The sequence below is a fragment of the Citrobacter sp. HN-141 genome (assembly GCF_033341895.1).
Lineage (GTDB): Bacteria > Pseudomonadota > Gammaproteobacteria > Enterobacterales > Enterobacteriaceae > Citrobacter.
Map to the genome: position 1 here is coordinate 1 of NZ_JAWPBF010000020.1, position 15,942 is coordinate 15,942.

At 50.0% G+C, this 15,942-nt stretch carries 18 protein-coding genes and 1 pseudogene; 8 read left to right on the forward strand and 11 right to left on the reverse strand.

The annotated features are described in order from the left end of the window. Positions 1–74 precede the first annotated feature (74 nt). The 6 genes and pseudogenes from RYZ59_RS20435 to RYZ59_RS20460 all read left to right on the forward strand — a co-directional run bounded on the left by RYZ59_RS20435 (position 75) and on the right by RYZ59_RS20460 (position 4,877). A complete protein-coding gene (locus RYZ59_RS20435) occupies positions 75–263 on the forward strand; it encodes a hypothetical protein (RefSeq protein WP_318050427.1) in 189 nt (62 codons plus the stop codon). A 312-nt stretch (positions 264–575) separates the two neighbouring features. After that, positions 576–983, forward strand: a pseudogene (locus RYZ59_RS20440) (DUF550 domain-containing protein); the annotation flags it as partial. 821 nt (positions 984–1,804) lie between these two features. Then, positions 1,805–2,134 (forward strand): hypothetical protein, encoded by a 330-nt coding sequence (locus tag RYZ59_RS20445; protein ID WP_318050425.1) that lies wholly within the window; start codon positions 1,805–1,807, stop codon positions 2,132–2,134. Between the two features lie 7 nt (positions 2,135–2,141). Further along, positions 2,142–2,438 (forward strand): antitoxin PHD, encoded by a 297-nt coding sequence (locus RYZ59_RS20450; RefSeq protein WP_318050424.1) that lies wholly within the window; start codon positions 2,142–2,144, stop codon positions 2,436–2,438. Continuing rightward, the gene (locus RYZ59_RS20455; RefSeq protein WP_081364650.1) at positions 2,425–2,733 is read left to right on the forward strand and encodes a hypothetical protein; all 309 of its coding nucleotides are present in this window, start codon (positions 2,425–2,427) and stop codon (positions 2,731–2,733) included. Before RYZ59_RS20450 ends, RYZ59_RS20455 begins: the two co-directional genes overlap by 14 nt. Positions 2,734–4,004: 1,271 nt before the next feature. Beyond that, positions 4,005–4,877: a RepB family plasmid replication initiator protein gene (locus RYZ59_RS20460; protein ID WP_318050422.1), complete on the forward strand. Its 873-nt coding sequence runs from the start codon at positions 4,005–4,007 to the stop codon at positions 4,875–4,877. Between the two features lie 365 nt (positions 4,878–5,242). On the opposite strand, the gene RYZ59_RS20465 is transcribed toward RYZ59_RS20460, so the two are convergent. Genes RYZ59_RS20465 through RYZ59_RS20475 form a run of 3 tightly spaced genes read right to left on the reverse strand, consistent with a single transcriptional unit; the run spans position 5,243 to position 6,815 of the window. Next, positions 5,243–5,749, reverse strand: a complete 507-nt coding sequence (locus RYZ59_RS20465) for a hypothetical protein (RefSeq protein WP_318050420.1) — start codon at positions 5,747–5,749, stop codon at positions 5,243–5,245. Between the two features lie 2 nt (positions 5,750–5,751). Continuing rightward, positions 5,752–6,534 carry a hypothetical protein gene (locus tag RYZ59_RS20470; protein WP_318050418.1) on the reverse strand — a complete coding sequence of 261 codons (783 nt, stop codon included), beginning with the start codon at positions 6,532–6,534 and terminating at the stop codon, positions 5,752–5,754. Continuing rightward, positions 6,531–6,815: a PAAR domain-containing protein gene (locus tag RYZ59_RS20475; protein ID WP_071444871.1), complete on the reverse strand. Its 285-nt coding sequence runs from the start codon at positions 6,813–6,815 to the stop codon at positions 6,531–6,533. The genes RYZ59_RS20470 and RYZ59_RS20475 overlap by 4 nt, the downstream gene beginning before the upstream one ends. A gap of 154 nt (positions 6,816–6,969) precedes the next feature. Here RYZ59_RS20475 and RYZ59_RS20480 point away from each other — a divergent pair, with 154 nt between their 5' ends. Both RYZ59_RS20480 and RYZ59_RS20485 read left to right on the forward strand, forming a co-directional pair. After that, entirely contained in the window at positions 6,970–7,596 is a 627-nt protein-coding gene (locus RYZ59_RS20480; RefSeq protein ID WP_126510731.1) for a division plane positioning ATPase MipZ, read from the forward strand. After that, complete coding sequence (locus tag RYZ59_RS20485; protein WP_268052068.1) at positions 7,593–7,886, forward strand: hypothetical protein; 294 nt, start codon at positions 7,593–7,595, stop codon at positions 7,884–7,886. The genes RYZ59_RS20480 and RYZ59_RS20485 overlap by 4 nt, the downstream gene beginning before the upstream one ends. A 49-nt stretch (positions 7,887–7,935) precedes the next feature. Here RYZ59_RS20485 and RYZ59_RS20490 read toward each other — a convergent pair whose 3' ends face one another. From RYZ59_RS20490 to RYZ59_RS20525, 8 genes are all read right to left on the reverse strand, one after another. Then, positions 7,936–8,157: a hypothetical protein gene (locus RYZ59_RS20490; RefSeq protein ID WP_268052069.1), complete on the reverse strand. Its 222-nt coding sequence runs from the start codon at positions 8,155–8,157 to the stop codon at positions 7,936–7,938. 471 nt (positions 8,158–8,628) lie between these two features. Continuing rightward, positions 8,629–9,048 (reverse strand): crAss001_48 related protein, encoded by a 420-nt coding sequence (locus RYZ59_RS20495; RefSeq protein ID WP_318050415.1) that lies wholly within the window; start codon positions 9,046–9,048, stop codon positions 8,629–8,631. 41 nt (positions 9,049–9,089) lie between these two features. Then, complete coding sequence (locus RYZ59_RS20500) at positions 9,090–11,711, reverse strand: Dam family site-specific DNA-(adenine-N6)-methyltransferase (RefSeq protein WP_318050412.1); 2,622 nt, start codon at positions 11,709–11,711, stop codon at positions 9,090–9,092. Continuing rightward, on the reverse strand, positions 11,701–12,609 hold the full coding sequence (gene rdgC, locus RYZ59_RS20505) for a recombination-associated protein RdgC (protein WP_318050411.1): 909 nt from the start codon (positions 12,607–12,609) through the stop codon (positions 11,701–11,703). Before rdgC ends, RYZ59_RS20500 begins: the two co-directional genes overlap by 11 nt. Positions 12,610–12,675: 66 nt before the next feature. Continuing rightward, a complete protein-coding gene (locus tag RYZ59_RS20510) occupies positions 12,676–13,281 on the reverse strand; it encodes a baseplate protein (RefSeq protein ID WP_071444875.1) in 606 nt (201 codons plus the stop codon). Between the two features lie 43 nt (positions 13,282–13,324). Then, positions 13,325–14,305: a tail length tape measure protein gene (locus RYZ59_RS20515; protein ID WP_318050406.1), complete on the reverse strand. Its 981-nt coding sequence runs from the start codon at positions 14,303–14,305 to the stop codon at positions 13,325–13,327. A 2-nt stretch (positions 14,306–14,307) separates the two neighbouring features. Further along, positions 14,308–15,072, reverse strand: coding sequence for a baseplate (locus RYZ59_RS20520; RefSeq protein WP_240498904.1), 765 nt, complete (start codon positions 15,070–15,072; stop codon positions 14,308–14,310). Next, positions 15,069–15,830 carry a phage tail protein gene (locus tag RYZ59_RS20525; protein ID WP_220755899.1) on the reverse strand — a complete coding sequence of 254 codons (762 nt, stop codon included), beginning with the start codon at positions 15,828–15,830 and terminating at the stop codon, positions 15,069–15,071. Before RYZ59_RS20525 ends, RYZ59_RS20520 begins: the two co-directional genes overlap by 4 nt. Positions 15,831–15,942 lie beyond the last annotated feature (112 nt).

A 15,942-nucleotide genomic window follows, 5' to 3' on the forward strand; every position in this document is an offset into this window, starting at 1 on the left:
TTCGTGCTGCATGAGCCTTGCCAAATCACACGGATGTTATTTTAACCACTTTTCAAGATACAAGGGGGAGTGAGATGACTGACAAATCTCCTTTAGAGCGTTTGCAGGCGGCAAACAACGAGAATAGGCAAATGGTCATGGTGAGTGTCGGAACTCTCAAAGCCGCACGCAGAGAAATTCTGTCCCACGTTGCCGCAAACGGGAAAGGCGTGATGACAGATATCGTTCTTAATCAAATTAACGCAGTTATCGGGAAGGACTAACCCATGACAACTAACAACCACCCGGCGCACGGTCCTGTATCACTCGATCGCCTGCACCAGATAAGAGAAATACTCAGCAAAGCAGCAGCACAAAGCGACGGCGGTAATCTCGGCTGCGCAATGGCTGATGCAGTGAAGGTGATTGATGGGGCGATTGCGGCGTTTGGTGCTGAGCCTGTGCTTTATGCCGCTGAGGAAACTCTGGCTTATGCCAAGATGGGTGAGCTTCACCTTAAGTGCCTGTCTCAGCCAATGGGAGATGCGGTAATTCCGCTCTACACAGCACCGCCAGCGCCGGTAGTGCAGCCAGTCATGTTTATTGATGGCGATATTTCTGCATCTGACGCTGAGAAACTTGCGGCAGTTATTAGGGAATGGGACGACGCACCAGCGCCGGAACGCGACCGAGTACGCCGTGAACATGCCGAGTGGTCACAGGCTACTTTCGGCGATGTCGGTCCAGTTGGTCCTCTGAAGCACCTTTCTAAAGAAGCGCTCGAGGCAGCTGCTGAACCTGGCGACCTTAGTGAATGGGCTGACATGCAATTCCTGTTATGGGATGCGCAACGTCGTGCCGGTATCAGTGATGAGCAGATTACCCTGGCGATGGTAGAAAAGTTGGCGGTTAACAAACAGCGCGAATGGCCTGAGCCGAAAGATGGTGAGCCGCATCTGCACATCAAAGAGCAACCAGCGCCGGTAGTACCGGAATATCCCGAAACATTGCCATGCCCCGTATTACTGGAGCCGGGAATGCGCTTCGGGAAAGGTGTTAAAACCAGACTAGTACTGGAGGCTATTCAACGCAGGGCTGAGCATTACGCTGAACTGGAAGCTATGACGCCGGAACAGCGAGCCGAACATGATGCAGGTATCGAAGCAATTAAAGCGATGTTGCCGAAGCCAGCCCAGCCGGATATTGAAATGCTGGCCTATGCACTGACTAACGCTCCGTTAGCGCCGTCAGATAGGCAGGGCAGACCGAGAGCGCCGGTGGTGCCGGAGGAATGCAAAGAAGCACCTGCGTACGTCAAAGCACTGACGAAAGAGGGGGCGTATATCTATGGATTTAACGCCTGCCGCGCCGCCATGCTTCAGGGTAAACCCGATGATGAAGTGGGTTCCTGGAACAACAACAAAAACACGCCCACCACTAAACCTGTAAGCGATCATTCTGTGAGTAAACGTAGCGAACTGCTGGCCCGTCATGGTCAGCAACTTAACCAGCTGTTAATTTGCCACCAGCAAGAGGTGCAGGCGCTGGTGAAGCAACAGCACCTGGAGCTGGCTGAACTGATGATAGTAGAGGACAGTGCAGACCGGGCGCTGGACATGCTGGCCATAGCAAAAGAGCCATTAAAATGGACGGCGCAACACGAAGCACATTTGGCTGATGGTGCCGACGCCGAAGCCCTGATCCGCATAGTTGACCGAGCAGTCACGCATATCAAAGAGAAGTACAGCAAGTAACCAGGATTGACACCATGCCCCTGCACAATAATACTGTATACATAAACAGTATTATTGTGCGAGGTATTCCCGTGGGCTTTCCATCACCAGCAAACGATTATGTCGAACGCCGTCTTACCGTAGACGATATCTGCCATAACGATGCTAACTGTTTGACCATACAAACATCAACCGGCTACGCCGTTGTTAACCGCTCATTTAAGCCAAAACAGAGCAACCTGGTGTTGATCTCATTCTGCGGTCGTACTCACTTTGCGCGTGTTATGGGGAGAGTGTTGATAACCGACGACGGCGAAGCCATTGAAGGGGATGCTCTTGATGATGTAACGGTCATGGGAGTCGTTACATTCTTCATCAACTCCGCATTAAATGCTGTGACTGATGAGCTACCCGTAATTTAGGGGAATTATGCCAACTAAAGCTGAACTCCAGGCCAAATGTGAGCAACTGGAAAGGGATAATGCAGAACTTGTGCGCCAGCTGCACCGTATGGAAAGGCAGCTATCCGGGCAACTGCTTCCTGAAGAATGCCAACCGGCAGATATGCCGACAAACCTGATGGCGCTGATGAAAAAGCACAGGGTTCCGTGGGAGGTTTTTTGGTGCTATGAGCACGAACGCTGGCTTGATGAGTTGTGTAGTAGCTTCCCGCACGATACTTACGGGACGTGTCCGGGATGCAGGGGGGAAGATGGCGGTCACTGACGAGAGCATTTACTTCAAAATGCTGAGAGAACGGCGGCTGATGCGTCAGCAAATAGCGAGCCTTGAGCGCCAGCTGCGTGAGGCAGAAGAACGCTTAAATTGCTACAGCACCAACCAGAGTACGATCCCGCCAATACCGATGACAGCGCAGGTCCAAGAATGGATGTTTGAGTATGGTCTGCCGTGGGAGGTTTTCTACTGCTACGATCACAAGCGCTGGGTTGACGAGCTGGATAACAGCTTTCCGTATTACTGCGACAACCGATGCCCAAAATGCCGTAAACAAGCTGGGTAGCTGGTCAACTATCATTCTGCAGGTAATTTATCTCGTGTCTATCTGAAGAAGACTTGCCCATTGATGGTAGTGGTATGTCATAAAAGACCCGCAGGCGCGGGTCTTTGTCTAATAACATGCCTTACAGGCATTGGTTTAGGTAATCAATAACCGCCATAGCAATTTCGATTATTGGCGGTACGATCTTGAGTAGCAAAGTGACCATATTGAGCCTCCATAGGCTTCAGTGTTAGCGGCCTTTAAAGAATCCCCACAAGGTCAGAATGATGACCGTTACAGGGTGCGCAAGTTGTAAAAACAACAGCAACATTTGCATGTTGGTTCCTTACTTTTTCGCGCCTAGCTGCAAACACTCTTGGGTTTTCCTTTGCAGTTATCGTACCTGTGCTGCCAGATACATTCGGCTCGAATTTTGGTTTGAGTAAGGTTCAAGCATCACCAAGAACCTGGAACTAAATTCACTTCTTAATCAGTGGTGAATCTGTTTTACGTCTAAAAAGGTTTGAAGCGTTTTGTTCAACTGGTTAAGATTACCCGAGCTGCCAGATACATTTGGCGCGGTGGAAGAGGTGCGAACTCTTCATACCGATTGAAAGGCCCGGTCTCATCAACCGGGCTTTTTCATACCTGTCCCGGATAGCCCTTCAAATACCACATATAGGGGTTTGCACCCTGATACAGCCTCACATCTTGCTTCTCCCAAGTATTGTAGAGAGCTTTACTTTTCGTTCAAGAGTTGACCTTCACGATAAATTGAGGTTGCAAAAGGGTAAAAAACATGAAACGCACGTCTTATAAGGGCTGGCGGGAATGTCAATAATTGAGAAAAAAAATAGAAATTTTGATCGAGTGCTGATTTCTTCATCTGAAGAGAGGAAATTCTCTACTCAATTACGCCTTTTTAACAGCAAACATCACATATCCCGGCATGTTTACGATGAGTAGCATTTTTTGTAACTGCACTTTTGTGGTTCCACTCTTGCGGAAAGATGCGCAGGTTTACCGCTTGCGTTTATCCACATATCCACCTGATAGATCAATTCTTTTAGTCCAATAGAGATCATTAAAAGATCAATAAAGATCACCGACGCTGTATCTATTTGATATAAGTAAAGAAAACAGCAGATCGTACGGTCACTTTCATAATAAATACGGTTGCTTTCATAAATAATACGTTTACTTTCATAATAAATACGGCTACTTTCATAATCCGATTACGGTCACTTTCATAATTTGCTTGTTTTTTAAGCTCCCTATGTGGATAAATAGGAATGTCTTTGAATAACAATGAGATCGTCAGCCCCTTTGCTGTCACTAAAAAAGATTCATACACAGTTTATGAACTGACGCCAAACAGCAATAAGACGGTTCAGCCTGTCGCTTTGCTCCGACTTAGCGTATTCACGCCTGTATCGCCACGTGAGCGCGGCAAACGTGATTTCCTCATAGATGCCTCGGATGAGCTTTCCAGCCTTGAGGTGGCCCGTAGAGAGGGCTACACAGATATTAAAATTCACGGCGCTAAGCTAAATATGTCCACGGATTTTAAAACGTGGGTAGGGATCATTAGCGCTTTCAGTGTCTATGGCTTCACATCGGAAAAGATAACCCTGCCATTTACTGAGTTTGCGAGGATGTGTGGTCTACGTCCAACGGATATTAACCAGCGCGCGCGTAAACGCTTGTTTGACTCCATGTTTAACCTTTCCAGTGTGACGCTTTCCTTCCGCTCCAAAGACGGAAAAAAGGCCATGGTCACGCACCTGGTGCAGAAAGCCACGCTTGATACAGACTCTGACCAGGTTGAGATTGTTGGCGATCCGAACCTGTGGGAGTTGTACCGCTACGACCATAAGGTATTACTGGGCTTAAAGGCGCTGGGTGAGTTATCTCGTAAGGAAGCCGCTCAATCGCTGTATATCTACTTCGAGTCCATGCCTTCCGGCACGTTGTACGTATCACTGAAGCGCTTACGTGAGCGTCTGGCGATGCAATCTCGCGTCTGCGACCAGAACGTTGTAGTTCGTCGCGCTATGGCTGACCTTGTGTCTATTGGTTATCTGGAGTTCTCTGAGGCGAAGAAGGGCAGGGAGGTACAGTTTATTATCCATTCCCGTTCGCCAAAGCTGACTGCCTCCAGCTGAGGAATACGGTTAGTTTCATAATACGGTTAGTTGCATGCTCCTGTATGCGTATACGGTTAGTTTACTGTACGGTTAGTTGCATGTTTTGCCCCGTTGCTGGTGGTCGCAGGGCTGAATAGTAGGCCTGCAGGCGCGATGTTTTATGAAAGTAACCGTATTTACTGGCTCCATTATGAAAGTAACCGTAATTAAACCCAGTCTGAAAAAAAAGGCCGCAACTGCAGCCTTTCCCATACCCATCATCACTCCATCATAGCTTCATGTTGTAGTCAGACCGGATTGCGTTACGCGAGTTGCATTCTTCAATTGCATCGAACAGCACCATCGTATAGGCAGGGTATAGTTCCAGGTGTTCTGGAGGATCTTCAGGAATCAGGCACGGTAGGTACGCTTTGGCTTCCTGCTTTGGTAGGCTCACTACCTTTGTCACGACGATTGGCTCTGCGGTTGACTTCCTCGGCGCGTTCCCGTTGCATCCTGATAACACCGTCAGGAAGACGCAAATTGCGAAGCCCCGCCTTCTGGAGCTGCTTAGTAAGGTTTGAAATTGCATCTGCTGTTTCCTGTTTCTGTTTGCTTAGCTGTTCTTCCAGATCACTCTCTTTCTTATTGCTTTCAGCCTGAAGGTCGGCGCGCCTTTGCAGTTCAAGCCGCAACTCTTCGTTTTGCTCTTGCTGTTGCTGGAGAGCGACACTTAGGCCGCGTTTTTGGGCATCAAGGCTGTCGTTGTCTTCCTGCAGCGCTTTATTGTCGGTTTCCAGACCTTTTACGTACTCAACGTGATCTGAATAGGCGTTATATCCCTTAATCAATACGTAACTGAGTAGGGCCAGCGTGACTGCTATAACCGGCGTTCGCCAGGCACTTAACATGTTCATTCCTCTTTGAGTGCGTCTATAACGCCGGGGGGCATGATTGACGCTATGGCTTGTGACATAACAGGATCGGCGGTTAGCCCTACCGTCAGTGTTATGGCTACGGCATTAGCCAGTGATTTTGTGGCTACAGCCGTAGAGTTATTTACCCGGTCTGTGTAATTGCTGGTTACTGTGCTGGTGGCATCAAGTACCGAAAACAGCGGGGAAAGCGTTTCAGTTGCAACTTTCAGCGCTTCAATTTCAGCTGGTGTAAAGCTGGGCGGTACCGGCGGGGAAGTTGCTTCTCCTTCGCCTCCGGGCGGAACGGCGGCGGCAAGCATTTTTTCGTTAATGAGGGTCATCGCATCTGACAGTGCCGTTAGCTCAACATGATTCAGTGCGTCGATCATGCTTTCACTGGTGGCGGTGTCACATAACCCTTCCACCAGCGCAAATGGCGGTACCGGCGTTAAGCGGTTGCCTTTTGCATAGCATTCCCAGCCGATTTTCATCTGCAGAAGATCCGATGGCGTGGTGTACCCCTGAATCGCTGCAATAAATCGGCTGGCCTCCGCAGCTGCTGCAGCCAGTGTATTGATGTATTTGGGTAGCATATCCGTGTACCCGGATATTGATGGAGGGTATGTGACGTCAGCCAGGTAAAGAGCGGTAACGGTACTCTTTAGGCTGTCAGACAGGCCTGTCGCTTTGCGGTAACTAATAATGGGCGCTGGGGTCGCTGAGCCTTGTGCCGTCAGGATGCCGAAAGCATCAATTTGTTTATCGTTATCTAACATCATGCCACCTGAAAAAAATCATCGCCGGTGGCTACCACTGAGCCGCACGACACGGGATCGGAAACGCATGCGATAGGTTTCCCGTTTATGGTGAACCAGGGGCGTGTAGATACCGCTACGCCGCTGTGAGTGGAATTGCCGTCTGAGTGATCGGGAAAGAGGTTTCCATCCACCAGCACCGGCTTTCCATTGATGGTTAGGAATGGCTCTGCTTCTGCTGTTTTCCTGGATGGAAATCCACCATGACCAGAGCAAACGGAATCAATAGTTCCTGCTGCGCTCATAACGCCTCCTGTGTTGGTTACGCAGCGAAAGGGTAGGTGGTCTGTGATTTACTCTGTGAAATGCGCATATTGGGACGCTGGGTGTTTGTTTTTTCTGTTATTGTCACATTATAATAGTGTCATTCAATATGACAGTATGACGCGGGGTTGCACGATGATTATATTACTGGGGTCTCAAAAGGGTGGCGTGGGCAAATCGACGCTGGCCGTTTCTATTGCGGCGTATCTGCTGGAGTTAGGGAAAACCGTTATGATTGTCGATGCCGACGATCAGAAGTCAGTTCTGACCTGGTATAACAACCGTGATGAAAATTTGCCGCGCGTACCAGTAGTATCGGCTACCGGCAACATCAAAAACACTCTCTTAGAAATGTCTCAGCATTATGATTTTGTAATAGCTGATAGTGCTGGGCGAGACAGTAGCGAGCTACGTTCCGGGCTTATGGCGGCTGATGTATTTATTTCCCCTCTTCGTCCTTCACAGATGGATCTGGATGTTGTGCCGCACACCTGTGAAGTATTCACTGCAGCTAAAGATTTCAATGAAAAGGTTCGCGGGTACCTTGTTCTGAATATGACGCCAACCAACCTCTTTGTGAATGAAGGTAATCTGGCGGCAGAAGTGCTGAAAGACTTCCCGGCAATGGCTCAGGCTTCAAACCGTGTTTGTGACCGTAAAGTTTTCCGTGACACGTGGGCGTCAAGCACAACCATTTTTGAAGCGGAGAACGAGAAGGCAAAAGAAGAGATTCGTAATTTAGTTGATGAGGTGATTCTGTGAGAAACCGTGCTGCAACCAAACCTGGCGAAGATGCTTTTATCTCTGGAGGCTCTGCCAATGCCGGTGTTGTTCCCGTGGTGGCATCAAAAGGCCGCGCGAAAAGCCGACCGGTTACGGTGTCACTAACCGATAACTATTTGAACCAAATAACCACTCATTTACAGCAAGCTGCAGCTGAGGGGGAAGTAAGCCTCACGCGTACAGATGTTGTTAAAGCTGGCTTGCTGGCTCTGGCAGAACTACCGCCAGAAAAGGTTATGAATTTCCTGAAGCAGACGAAAAAAGACTGAACTGATCTACGGTAAGATGATTAAGCCCACCTCGGTGGGCTTTTTGTTATTAGAGTATGGGGTCCAGCTTACGGGGGATAGCGGCGCTAGTCTGAGTGGGATCTTGCCAGTCGTTTCTTTCCAGCGTATGCCGTAGCCTGGCAATCTCGTTTCTGTAACGGCGTTCACCTTTCTCTAATTCAATGATGCGGGTTGCCTGCTGCTGGTTAAGCCGTAAATAACCTCGTTGTTCCTGCAGAAGTGAATCAGGATCACCAACTCTGGATACCATGTAGCCCATCAGGTCGCGCTCTACATCGATGTTGCATTCGTGCCTCCACATATTGACCAGGGGGCGATTACCTGCCCAGCTGTTCCCCACAAGACAACAGATATGACCTGCCATGAGCTTTATATGACCCCGCTTATTCACCCACAGTAACCCCCAGCGTTCGGGGAGATCGTCAAGGGTAATCATTCCCTCCGGGCAAATGTAGTACCGATAATCGCCTAATCCCTTACCAGCTTGTCTATGGGGCTTATGTTTGTCTCGTAGGAAGTCGGTACGGCTTACTTTGGACTCCACCAGCACACTTCCCCCATGGTCCCCCCAGCGATAACCCCATGCGTCAGCGCGCTCTGTATCGCCTACTGCGCCGACTTCCACGAAAGCGACCTTGCAACCTGGTCCCTTTGCACTTTCGGCCCTGAGTAGCCAGCGTTTGGCTATTTGGTTGAGTTCATCGTGTGTCATGACAAACACTTAATTTGAATCAAGCCGAACTTGCAGTACGTTTGAATATTCAGTCATCAGCCTGTGCTGCTCATTTAGTAATAATCTTTGAGCGCTGGATAGAGATTTGAAATGTTCAGTTTCGAGATATATCGTCAGTCCAGATAATCGCTGGTCTAGCTGTGCTTTTTCTGCCAGCTCTCGCAGCTTCCACGGCAACGTATGTTCAGCATTAACCCCCATTGCCAAATGATGACGTTCAAACGCATCTTTAGGCACCCACGTAACATGACTATCTACAGAGTTAAAATCTATTTGTTCGACTAAATATCCTTCATCTTTACCATTCTCATTTTCAGGGAGTTTCCATCCACGCATGTCGTTGTATGCCTGCCGAGTCATGGGAATGGCGTTAACGATTGAGATGCTTGCAAAAGCTTGTTTATCCATTATTAAATCCTTTGTTACAGGTTGTTGAAAATTAAACATTCTTAGGCCACATCTAGCGTGGCTACGATATCAATAGCTACCTCACGAGAGTCGCCTTTGCATGACATTGAGCGGCGCGCAAACAGGTCGCGCACGTTAAAGCCAGCTTTGCGGTATGCCTTAACCAGTTTTTCGTTGCTGGAGTTCGTAGCAATCACGCGCGCGCCTCGCTGGTGGGCTGCAACCATTTCATTGAGCAATTGCCATTGGTGTTCGTCGGTGAACGTAGTGCCGGTGTATGTTGTGAATCCTTCCTTACCCGGTAACGGCATATAGGGAGGATCGCAAAACAGCACATCGCCTTCACCGGCCTGGCGGATAGTGTCCACGAAAGACTGGCAGTGAAATTCGCATGAAGGAGAGAGCTTGCTAAAGGCTTCCATTTCATCTGCAGGGAAATAGGGGGCTTTATACTTGCCGTAGGATGAGTTGAACCCGCCCTTTAGGTTGTAGCGCATCAGGCCATTGTAAGAATGGCGGTTGAGGTAAAGAAGTGCCGCAGCGCGTTCCAGTGGTGTGTAGTGAATACGGTTGAACTTCTCGCGAATGTCGAAGTAACCCTTTTCGGAGTTATACCCATCAAACATTGCCCTGGCTTTATCCACCAGCGCGCTGGGAGTTTGCTGTAGTGCATGGTAAAGGCCAATAAGGTCTGCACTGGTATCCCCTCCGATGTACCGCTCAAAGCCTTGTGCATTGAGGAATACCGAACCAGCGCCGACGAACGGCTCAATGAGGCGCTTACCCGATCCAATAAACGGTATGATTTGGTCCAACTGGGCATATTTCCCGCCGGGCCATTTGAGGAACGGGCGTACAAAAGACGACGTATTCACCGCCTTAGAGGTTTTGCGTTTTTTCTTTGTCATTTTCTCAACGGCTTTAGGTTCAGGAGAGGGGGATTGCAGTTGTGCATTAACCGGTAATTCGGTAAGAATGCGCGTCATCAGCCATCGCATAACCGGAACTGCCATAGAGTTACCAATGGCTTTATAGCGTGGGCCATCAGCTGCCAGTTTATAGGCCTTCTCTGCCGTCATTTCTGGATTGTGGTGGCGAAGATATGCGTACTCTTCAGCGGTAATCTTCTTGCGCTTGTCTACGGGGATTAGTGTGTGGTTGTCGGGGAATCCCTGAAGCCGCTCACATTCCACGGGCGTAAGGCGGCGGACCGTCATATTAGCGGTTGTAGCTGCGTCCGGCGTACTGCGGTCTATCTGTTCGTGCTGGAGGCTGTAGGCGACGTGCGGGAACTGATCGCTCATCCCCCTGCCGTGGTCAGATTTGAGGGTCGGGAATACCTCTTCGCTCGGAGCCGCACCAGCAGCGCGGGTGCAGTTGCCGGGCTGGAAAGCGATAACAGTATGTTCCTGTCCATGATGGTAGCTCGTCTGGGAATCAACGCAGCTATAGGCCACCGCTGGCGGAGCACCAGCATTCTGGTTACTGTCTACGCTGTTACCAGCGCGAAGCGTCGGAGAAAGATTATCTGTTGCATCAGCGCCATAGTCTTTGCTGTTGAAAGCGATAACAGCATTCTCCTGGCCTTGATTTCGTCCCAATGTGTGAGCCACGTTTATTAGCGTATCGGGGTCTTGCGTTCCATGAACAGCCAGCACATCAGTGCCTGCGTCAGACTTTGTGTGTGGGGCGTTAATGCCAGGAGCAAAATCGGCATGTCCTTCAGGCAACGGTTTGATAACAATCGGCGCTTCGTGGTTACAGGTGAGTGTAGGCGCGGAGTCGTCTGTTTTAATCTCGGCTCCGCCCTGACCGTGCGCCATAGCGATCAGGTGTCCTGCTTGGGCTTGATTATCGTCTGCGCCTCGGACTCCAACGCCATTTGAAGTAAGGGCGGAAGCCGCCTTTTCCGCGCTTCGGCTCGGCGCAATATCCCGGCGCAAGCCGTCGAACTCAAATAATATTTTGGTGGGATCAATATCGGTTCGAGCACTTGCGATAACAAACACACGTCTGCGTCGTTGGGCCACTCCGAAGTATTGGGCATCAAGGATTCGCCAGGCCACTTTTCGCTGTCGTCCATTAACCCAACCACACTTTGTCCACTTTGGAACGTGTTGACCGGTTTTTTTGTTCCAATTCCAGAAAGCACTGGATTTTCCGTGCTCAGGTCGTTGACCTGGTTCAAATGGCTCATTTTCTCCAGCCAGTCCAGCGAGAAAACAACCGAATGCGTTATCTGCGGAGCTGAGTACACCGGGGACGTTCTCCCAGACGATAATTGATTCTTTTTCACCGCATTCGCGGCGCTTTGCGTCGATTGCATTGGCTAATTCCACATATGAGAGAGTTAACTGACCGCGCTTATCCTGCAGGCCGTGGCGCAGGCCAGCCAGAGAGAATGCCTGGCATGGAGTGCCGCCCACCAGCACGTCAGGGGCGGATATTTCCCCCAAACTGATACGGTCTGCGATAACTGTCATATCCCCCAGGTTGGGGGTGTCAGGCCAATGGTGTGCCAATACTTCAGACGGGAATTTTTCTATTTCGGCAAACCAGCAGGGACGTAACCCCAGCACTTCCCAGGCAACGCTGGCAGCTTCAATTCCGCTACATACTGAGCCATAGGTCAGCTGGTGGTGTATAGATTGGTCAGCGTTCACAGACGCCACCCAGCGCAACGGTGAGATCGCTCATCATGGCGTTGAACTCGCCTGAGAAAAGTATGAAATCAGCCACCAGCCGGGAATGAGCGTCTTCACGATCGATATCGTCATTCTGGTCGCGCAGCTCGTCGGCGAAGTTAATGGCTTTGATCGTCATATCATCCATCAACCGAAACGACATTCGGTCCCGCCAGTGCAGCCCCGCAGCGGTCGCCAGCTTACCAGCTTCCAGGTGCGTAGATATTTCATCGCTAAACAGATCTTGTTTGCTAACGCGGAGTGCGCCGCCGTCTTCCAGAATGGCTTTAAGCACGGCATCAGAACCGATAGTGAAACCTGCTGGCATCTGATTTGATTTGAGCCAATCGGTCATCGTCAGCTCAATGGGGTTTTCCATCATCAACGGCACAACGGGCAGAGAACCGATGGTTTTACGTAACAGGGCCAGTATGTTTTCTGCAGTTCTGGCGCTACCGGCTTCGACGATAACCCGCTGCAGGTTCAGGTCTATCCAGACGTAGTGCATGGAGGACTTAGTGAATGCGCGCGGAATGAGAGCCATCAGCGCTTCATCTTTGAGGGCCAGACGTTCGGCGCGGCGAACTTTACGGCCTTGCGTGTTTTCTACCTTGTTTACACGCTTCGCCACTTCCTCGTTGACTACATGCGTGGGGAGTATCTTGCTTTCATTGCAATAGCAGATCAGGTAAGAGCCTTCATGCTCAACAACCATTGTCTCCGGGGTAACGTTAACCCAGCCAGACGTAGCCATATCCTGAGCTGCACAAGGCGTGAAAGCGAACTGGGCTAATTGCTCGTGAAACGCCTCGCGTGACAGGGAAAAATCACGCGAAAGGCGATAGATACAGACGTTTTTTAAGAAAGGAGATTTCATCCTGTGATTACCTACCTGATAAAGACAGGTCGATTAAATCACATTATGCCTTAGAATTGATGTTATTTATTTTGAAAAATCAACTTGCGATGCTTTGCCGCTCAGCTTGCCAGCTGCAGTTAGGTCCATTGCTGTGCCTGCTGTTATTTCTGTTTTACCCTTAGATTTTAGGCTGATTTTTCCACCAGCTTTTACAATGAAGTCTCCACCAGCATCAAAGACCACATCACCAGGTCCGATAATGTAGGCTTTACCGTCCTCATTCATGCCTATGCGCGTACCAGCTGCAGTATTGGCTATCTCATACCCGCCACCAGCTGTACGAACCTCAAAAACGTTATTGCGATGCACAACAAAATCTTCACTTGGTGTGAATTGTGGACGCGCTGGCGCACCATCAACCGGCGGCGGCTCCCACGCGGAACCTTGCCCGGACGCTTCAGGCGCAACGTTAGGAACCCCGCCAGGCGAATCGGAGGCTGCGCCGACAATCAACGGTCGTCGTGTATCAGGCTTTCCCCGAACATCGGTATATGGAAACTCTACCCACACCAGATCACCGGTAACTGTTGGTGTAAAAGCATTGCCAATGGGCATCATGTATTCCGCCCACGGTAACGATTCATCCGGTACGCCAACCCAATCCGGCAAAACCCTTACTTGCGCGCGCATTAATCCGCCAGGGTGCTTAGTTCCCACAATGACAGCTCTTTTCTTACTCAATGTATGGCACTCCTAATATCATGCGCGTGATATACGATATGCGGTCTTCGTAATGCGCTACTCGCTCAACAATGAAGTTTTTCGGGAGGGATTCATCTACCTGGTTTTTCTGGTCGTAGCGATGGATCTGGATACCGATCACCATGCCTGCAGTGATATCTGTGTTACCTGATACCTCAATGTCTAATTTCGGTACCAGGACCTGCTGCATGTTCTTCAGCGTGGAAATATCTGCATCGGAAACATAGCGAACGGGCAGGGAGGCGTCCCCAGTTTCGACATACCCATCAGTTTCTGAGTAACCAACAAAGCGATACTGGCTATCCTGTGTGGCGGCAAAATCCTGATTGATGTGCTCGGAACGGCTGATCGTGTATTGAGCTGAGGGGTTATTGGACTCATACACCATCGCCGCTTTTGTCTTGATTAAGCGCGCCATTTCCTTCACGTAAAACTTACCGCGCGCTATCCACACCAGAGCGCCATGATCGGCAGCTATTTGGCTGAGCACCAGCGATGGCTTTTCTCCCATATTTAGGTGATACGTTCCTGCTTTTTTAAACGTATCAGCCTCAACGGTTAAAGAACCTGCAAAGTCTTTGAGAATGTCTCTTGGCTGTCTGTTTGAAAACAGTTTTGCTGCGCTGGTGGGCGTCTTGATTGTCTTCAGAGCGTCAAGGATCGCTGTTATCTGGATCACATCGCCCTGTGCCGGTGCTGACGTAACGAAAAAGGTTTCTTTTACCGTCTTGCGGTCGCCGGTGGGATCGCCCGTTTCGACCACCAGCTTAGCGCCGTAGGCCGCTTTGTATTCGTCAACAATAGAACCCGTGGCATCCCTCACCTCCAGACGCAGAAGGGGGCCGGTAAGCGCTGTTTTCTCAATATAGAGAACCGAATTTATCCATTCTCGGGGGATGACCTGATCGTTAAGCGTTGCCGACTGAAGAAAGTATTGCTGTAACTGAGCCATAACTAACCCTGAGTGCCGCTGTACGTATGAACACGAACCTCGCTCGCATCGACCTCGAACGCGGTTAGCATGTCTGCCATAACCGTTAACGTCGCCTGGGCTGCAAATATCCGGTTTTCGGTAATCGGAGTTGATAAATCGCTGTAGCCGATAGCCTTTGCATCCTGGAAAGAGCAATCAATTTCCGTTTTTGCGTTAACCAGATAGTCGATAGCCGTAAAGCTGGTGGATTCGCGCCAGCGTAATGATGACGCTAAGGTGTTACACATCAGGCTGAGAGTGGATTTTTCGGCAGCAATCAACGTAACGCTGTAGGTTAGCAATACCTGCATGGCGTCCACCTCAGCGATCGGTGTTTCGCCATCATCAGCCATTAAGTCTCCTACTTCGCGCCGATGACGTTGGTTGTCGTTATTTTCGTAGTCAGCGTCAAAGGTCCGTGAAATGTTGATAAACGGCATGGCATCGCGGTTAATATTTTTATCGGATGGAATGCTACGGCGTCCAGCAGCTGCGCGACGAACCGCGCCCAAAAATTCAACCACGTTATCAAAATTGCCCACGAATACGCGGTCTTCCGGCTTACGCTTCAGGAACTCAGCAAACCGCTCACGGCCCCTGTTGGGGTGAGTCACTACGACGTCGCTGAAAATTTTATTAATTTCCCGCGCCACTGCTTCATCGATCGCGGAAAATCCGGTTATTTCGAACTTCCCTGTACGTGTTTTTTTCCACTGGCGCGTTTTGGCTAAAAGTTCTCTACTCATTTAACGATCCCTCCCTCAGTTGTATCCATGTTTCGTGCAGGAATGCAGTAATACAGCGAGCCGACGTGCTGTGTACCTAAGCTGTAAATGCGATGTACATACCACCAGCGCTGGGCCAACTTCCCGGATGCCATTTCTTCATTCCAGGTGAGTATTGAACCGATAGAAACGTTTTCTGCGGCTATACGCAGTAACTGAAGCTCATCACTCAGCCCGTCCTGTTCGCCGTCAGAATCAACGGCCTGAAATGAATCCCGTTCATCAGGACAATCCAACACCTTGACCGGGACCGGATCGAGATAGCGTAGGTCACGCTGGTTGTTGTTCAGTTCGGTGTAGGACGGGCCTTCAATACCGCTTTCTTCGTCAACCTCGCCCACATCCTCGGGGTCTGGTCGAAAGAGCAGGGCGTCAAAGTTATCCGGGTGCAGGTCTATGAATTTCATCCAGTCCTGGCGCACCATCGAATTGAGCGGGGAGTGGCCTTTAAAACGCGGCTTCAGACTTATGTCCTGGTCGCGTGTCGCCAGTTCACCTGGCAATGCTGCGACCGGCGCGCTTTCTGTTGAGCCTATCTCATCAAAAAGCGTTTCTTCTGGCTGCTGCGGGGCAGCAATATCCACCTCCACCAGCTCATCCATATCGGTAATTGCTGGTGGGGTGGCTTCGGTTGTTTCCTCTGGCTGGATAACGGCAGGGCTAACCGGTGTGACTGTTACCGGCCTTGTGTCGTCAAACCATTCATCAAAACGGCCCATTCTGTGCCTCACTGACGGGGTTAATTTGCGTATGTGAGCACTGTATGGAGATTGTGAATTGCAGAGGCACAAATTATTTTCAGTTTCCAACTTGTCAACTCTGCGGGAGTGC

Bases quoted from the DNA above. Each gene is read 5' to 3' on its own strand.
- RYZ59_RS20435 (WP_318050427.1), top strand. From the start codon at position 75: ATGACTGACAAATCTCCTTTAGAGCGTTTGCAGGCGGCAAACAACGAG.
- RYZ59_RS20450 (WP_318050424.1), top strand. From the start codon at position 2,142: ATGCCAACTAAAGCTGAACTCCAGGCCAAATGTGAGCAACTGGAAAGG.
- RYZ59_RS20455 (WP_081364650.1), top strand. From the start codon at position 2,425: ATGGCGGTCACTGACGAGAGCATTTACTTCAAAATGCTGAGAGAACGG.
- RYZ59_RS20460 (WP_318050422.1), top strand. From the start codon at position 4,005: ATGTCTTTGAATAACAATGAGATCGTCAGCCCCTTTGCTGTCACTAAA.
- RYZ59_RS20465 (WP_318050420.1), bottom strand. From the start codon at position 5,749: ATGTTAAGTGCCTGGCGAACGCCGGTTATAGCAGTCACGCTGGCCCTA.
- RYZ59_RS20470 (WP_318050418.1), bottom strand. From the start codon at position 6,534: ATGATGTTAGATAACGATAAACAAATTGATGCTTTCGGCATCCTGACG.
- RYZ59_RS20475 (WP_071444871.1), bottom strand. From the start codon at position 6,815: ATGAGCGCAGCAGGAACTATTGATTCCGTTTGCTCTGGTCATGGTGGA.
- RYZ59_RS20480 (WP_126510731.1), top strand. From the start codon at position 6,970: ATGATTATATTACTGGGGTCTCAAAAGGGTGGCGTGGGCAAATCGACG.
- RYZ59_RS20490 (WP_268052069.1), bottom strand. From the start codon at position 8,157: ATGGTATCCAGAGTTGGTGATCCTGATTCACTTCTGCAGGAACAACGA.
- RYZ59_RS20495 (WP_318050415.1), bottom strand. From the start codon at position 9,048: ATGGATAAACAAGCTTTTGCAAGCATCTCAATCGTTAACGCCATTCCC.
- rdgC (WP_318050411.1), bottom strand. From the start codon at position 12,609: ATGAAATCTCCTTTCTTAAAAAACGTCTGTATCTATCGCCTTTCGCGT.
- RYZ59_RS20510 (WP_071444875.1), bottom strand. From the start codon at position 13,281: ATGCGCGCGCAAGTAAGGGTTTTGCCGGATTGGGTTGGCGTACCGGAT.
- RYZ59_RS20515 (WP_318050406.1), bottom strand. From the start codon at position 14,305: ATGGCTCAGTTACAGCAATACTTTCTTCAGTCGGCAACGCTTAACGAT.
- RYZ59_RS20520 (WP_240498904.1), bottom strand. From the start codon at position 15,072: ATGAGTAGAGAACTTTTAGCCAAAACGCGCCAGTGGAAAAAAACACGT.
- RYZ59_RS20525 (WP_220755899.1), bottom strand. From the start codon at position 15,830: ATGGGCCGTTTTGATGAATGGTTTGACGACACAAGGCCGGTAACAGTC.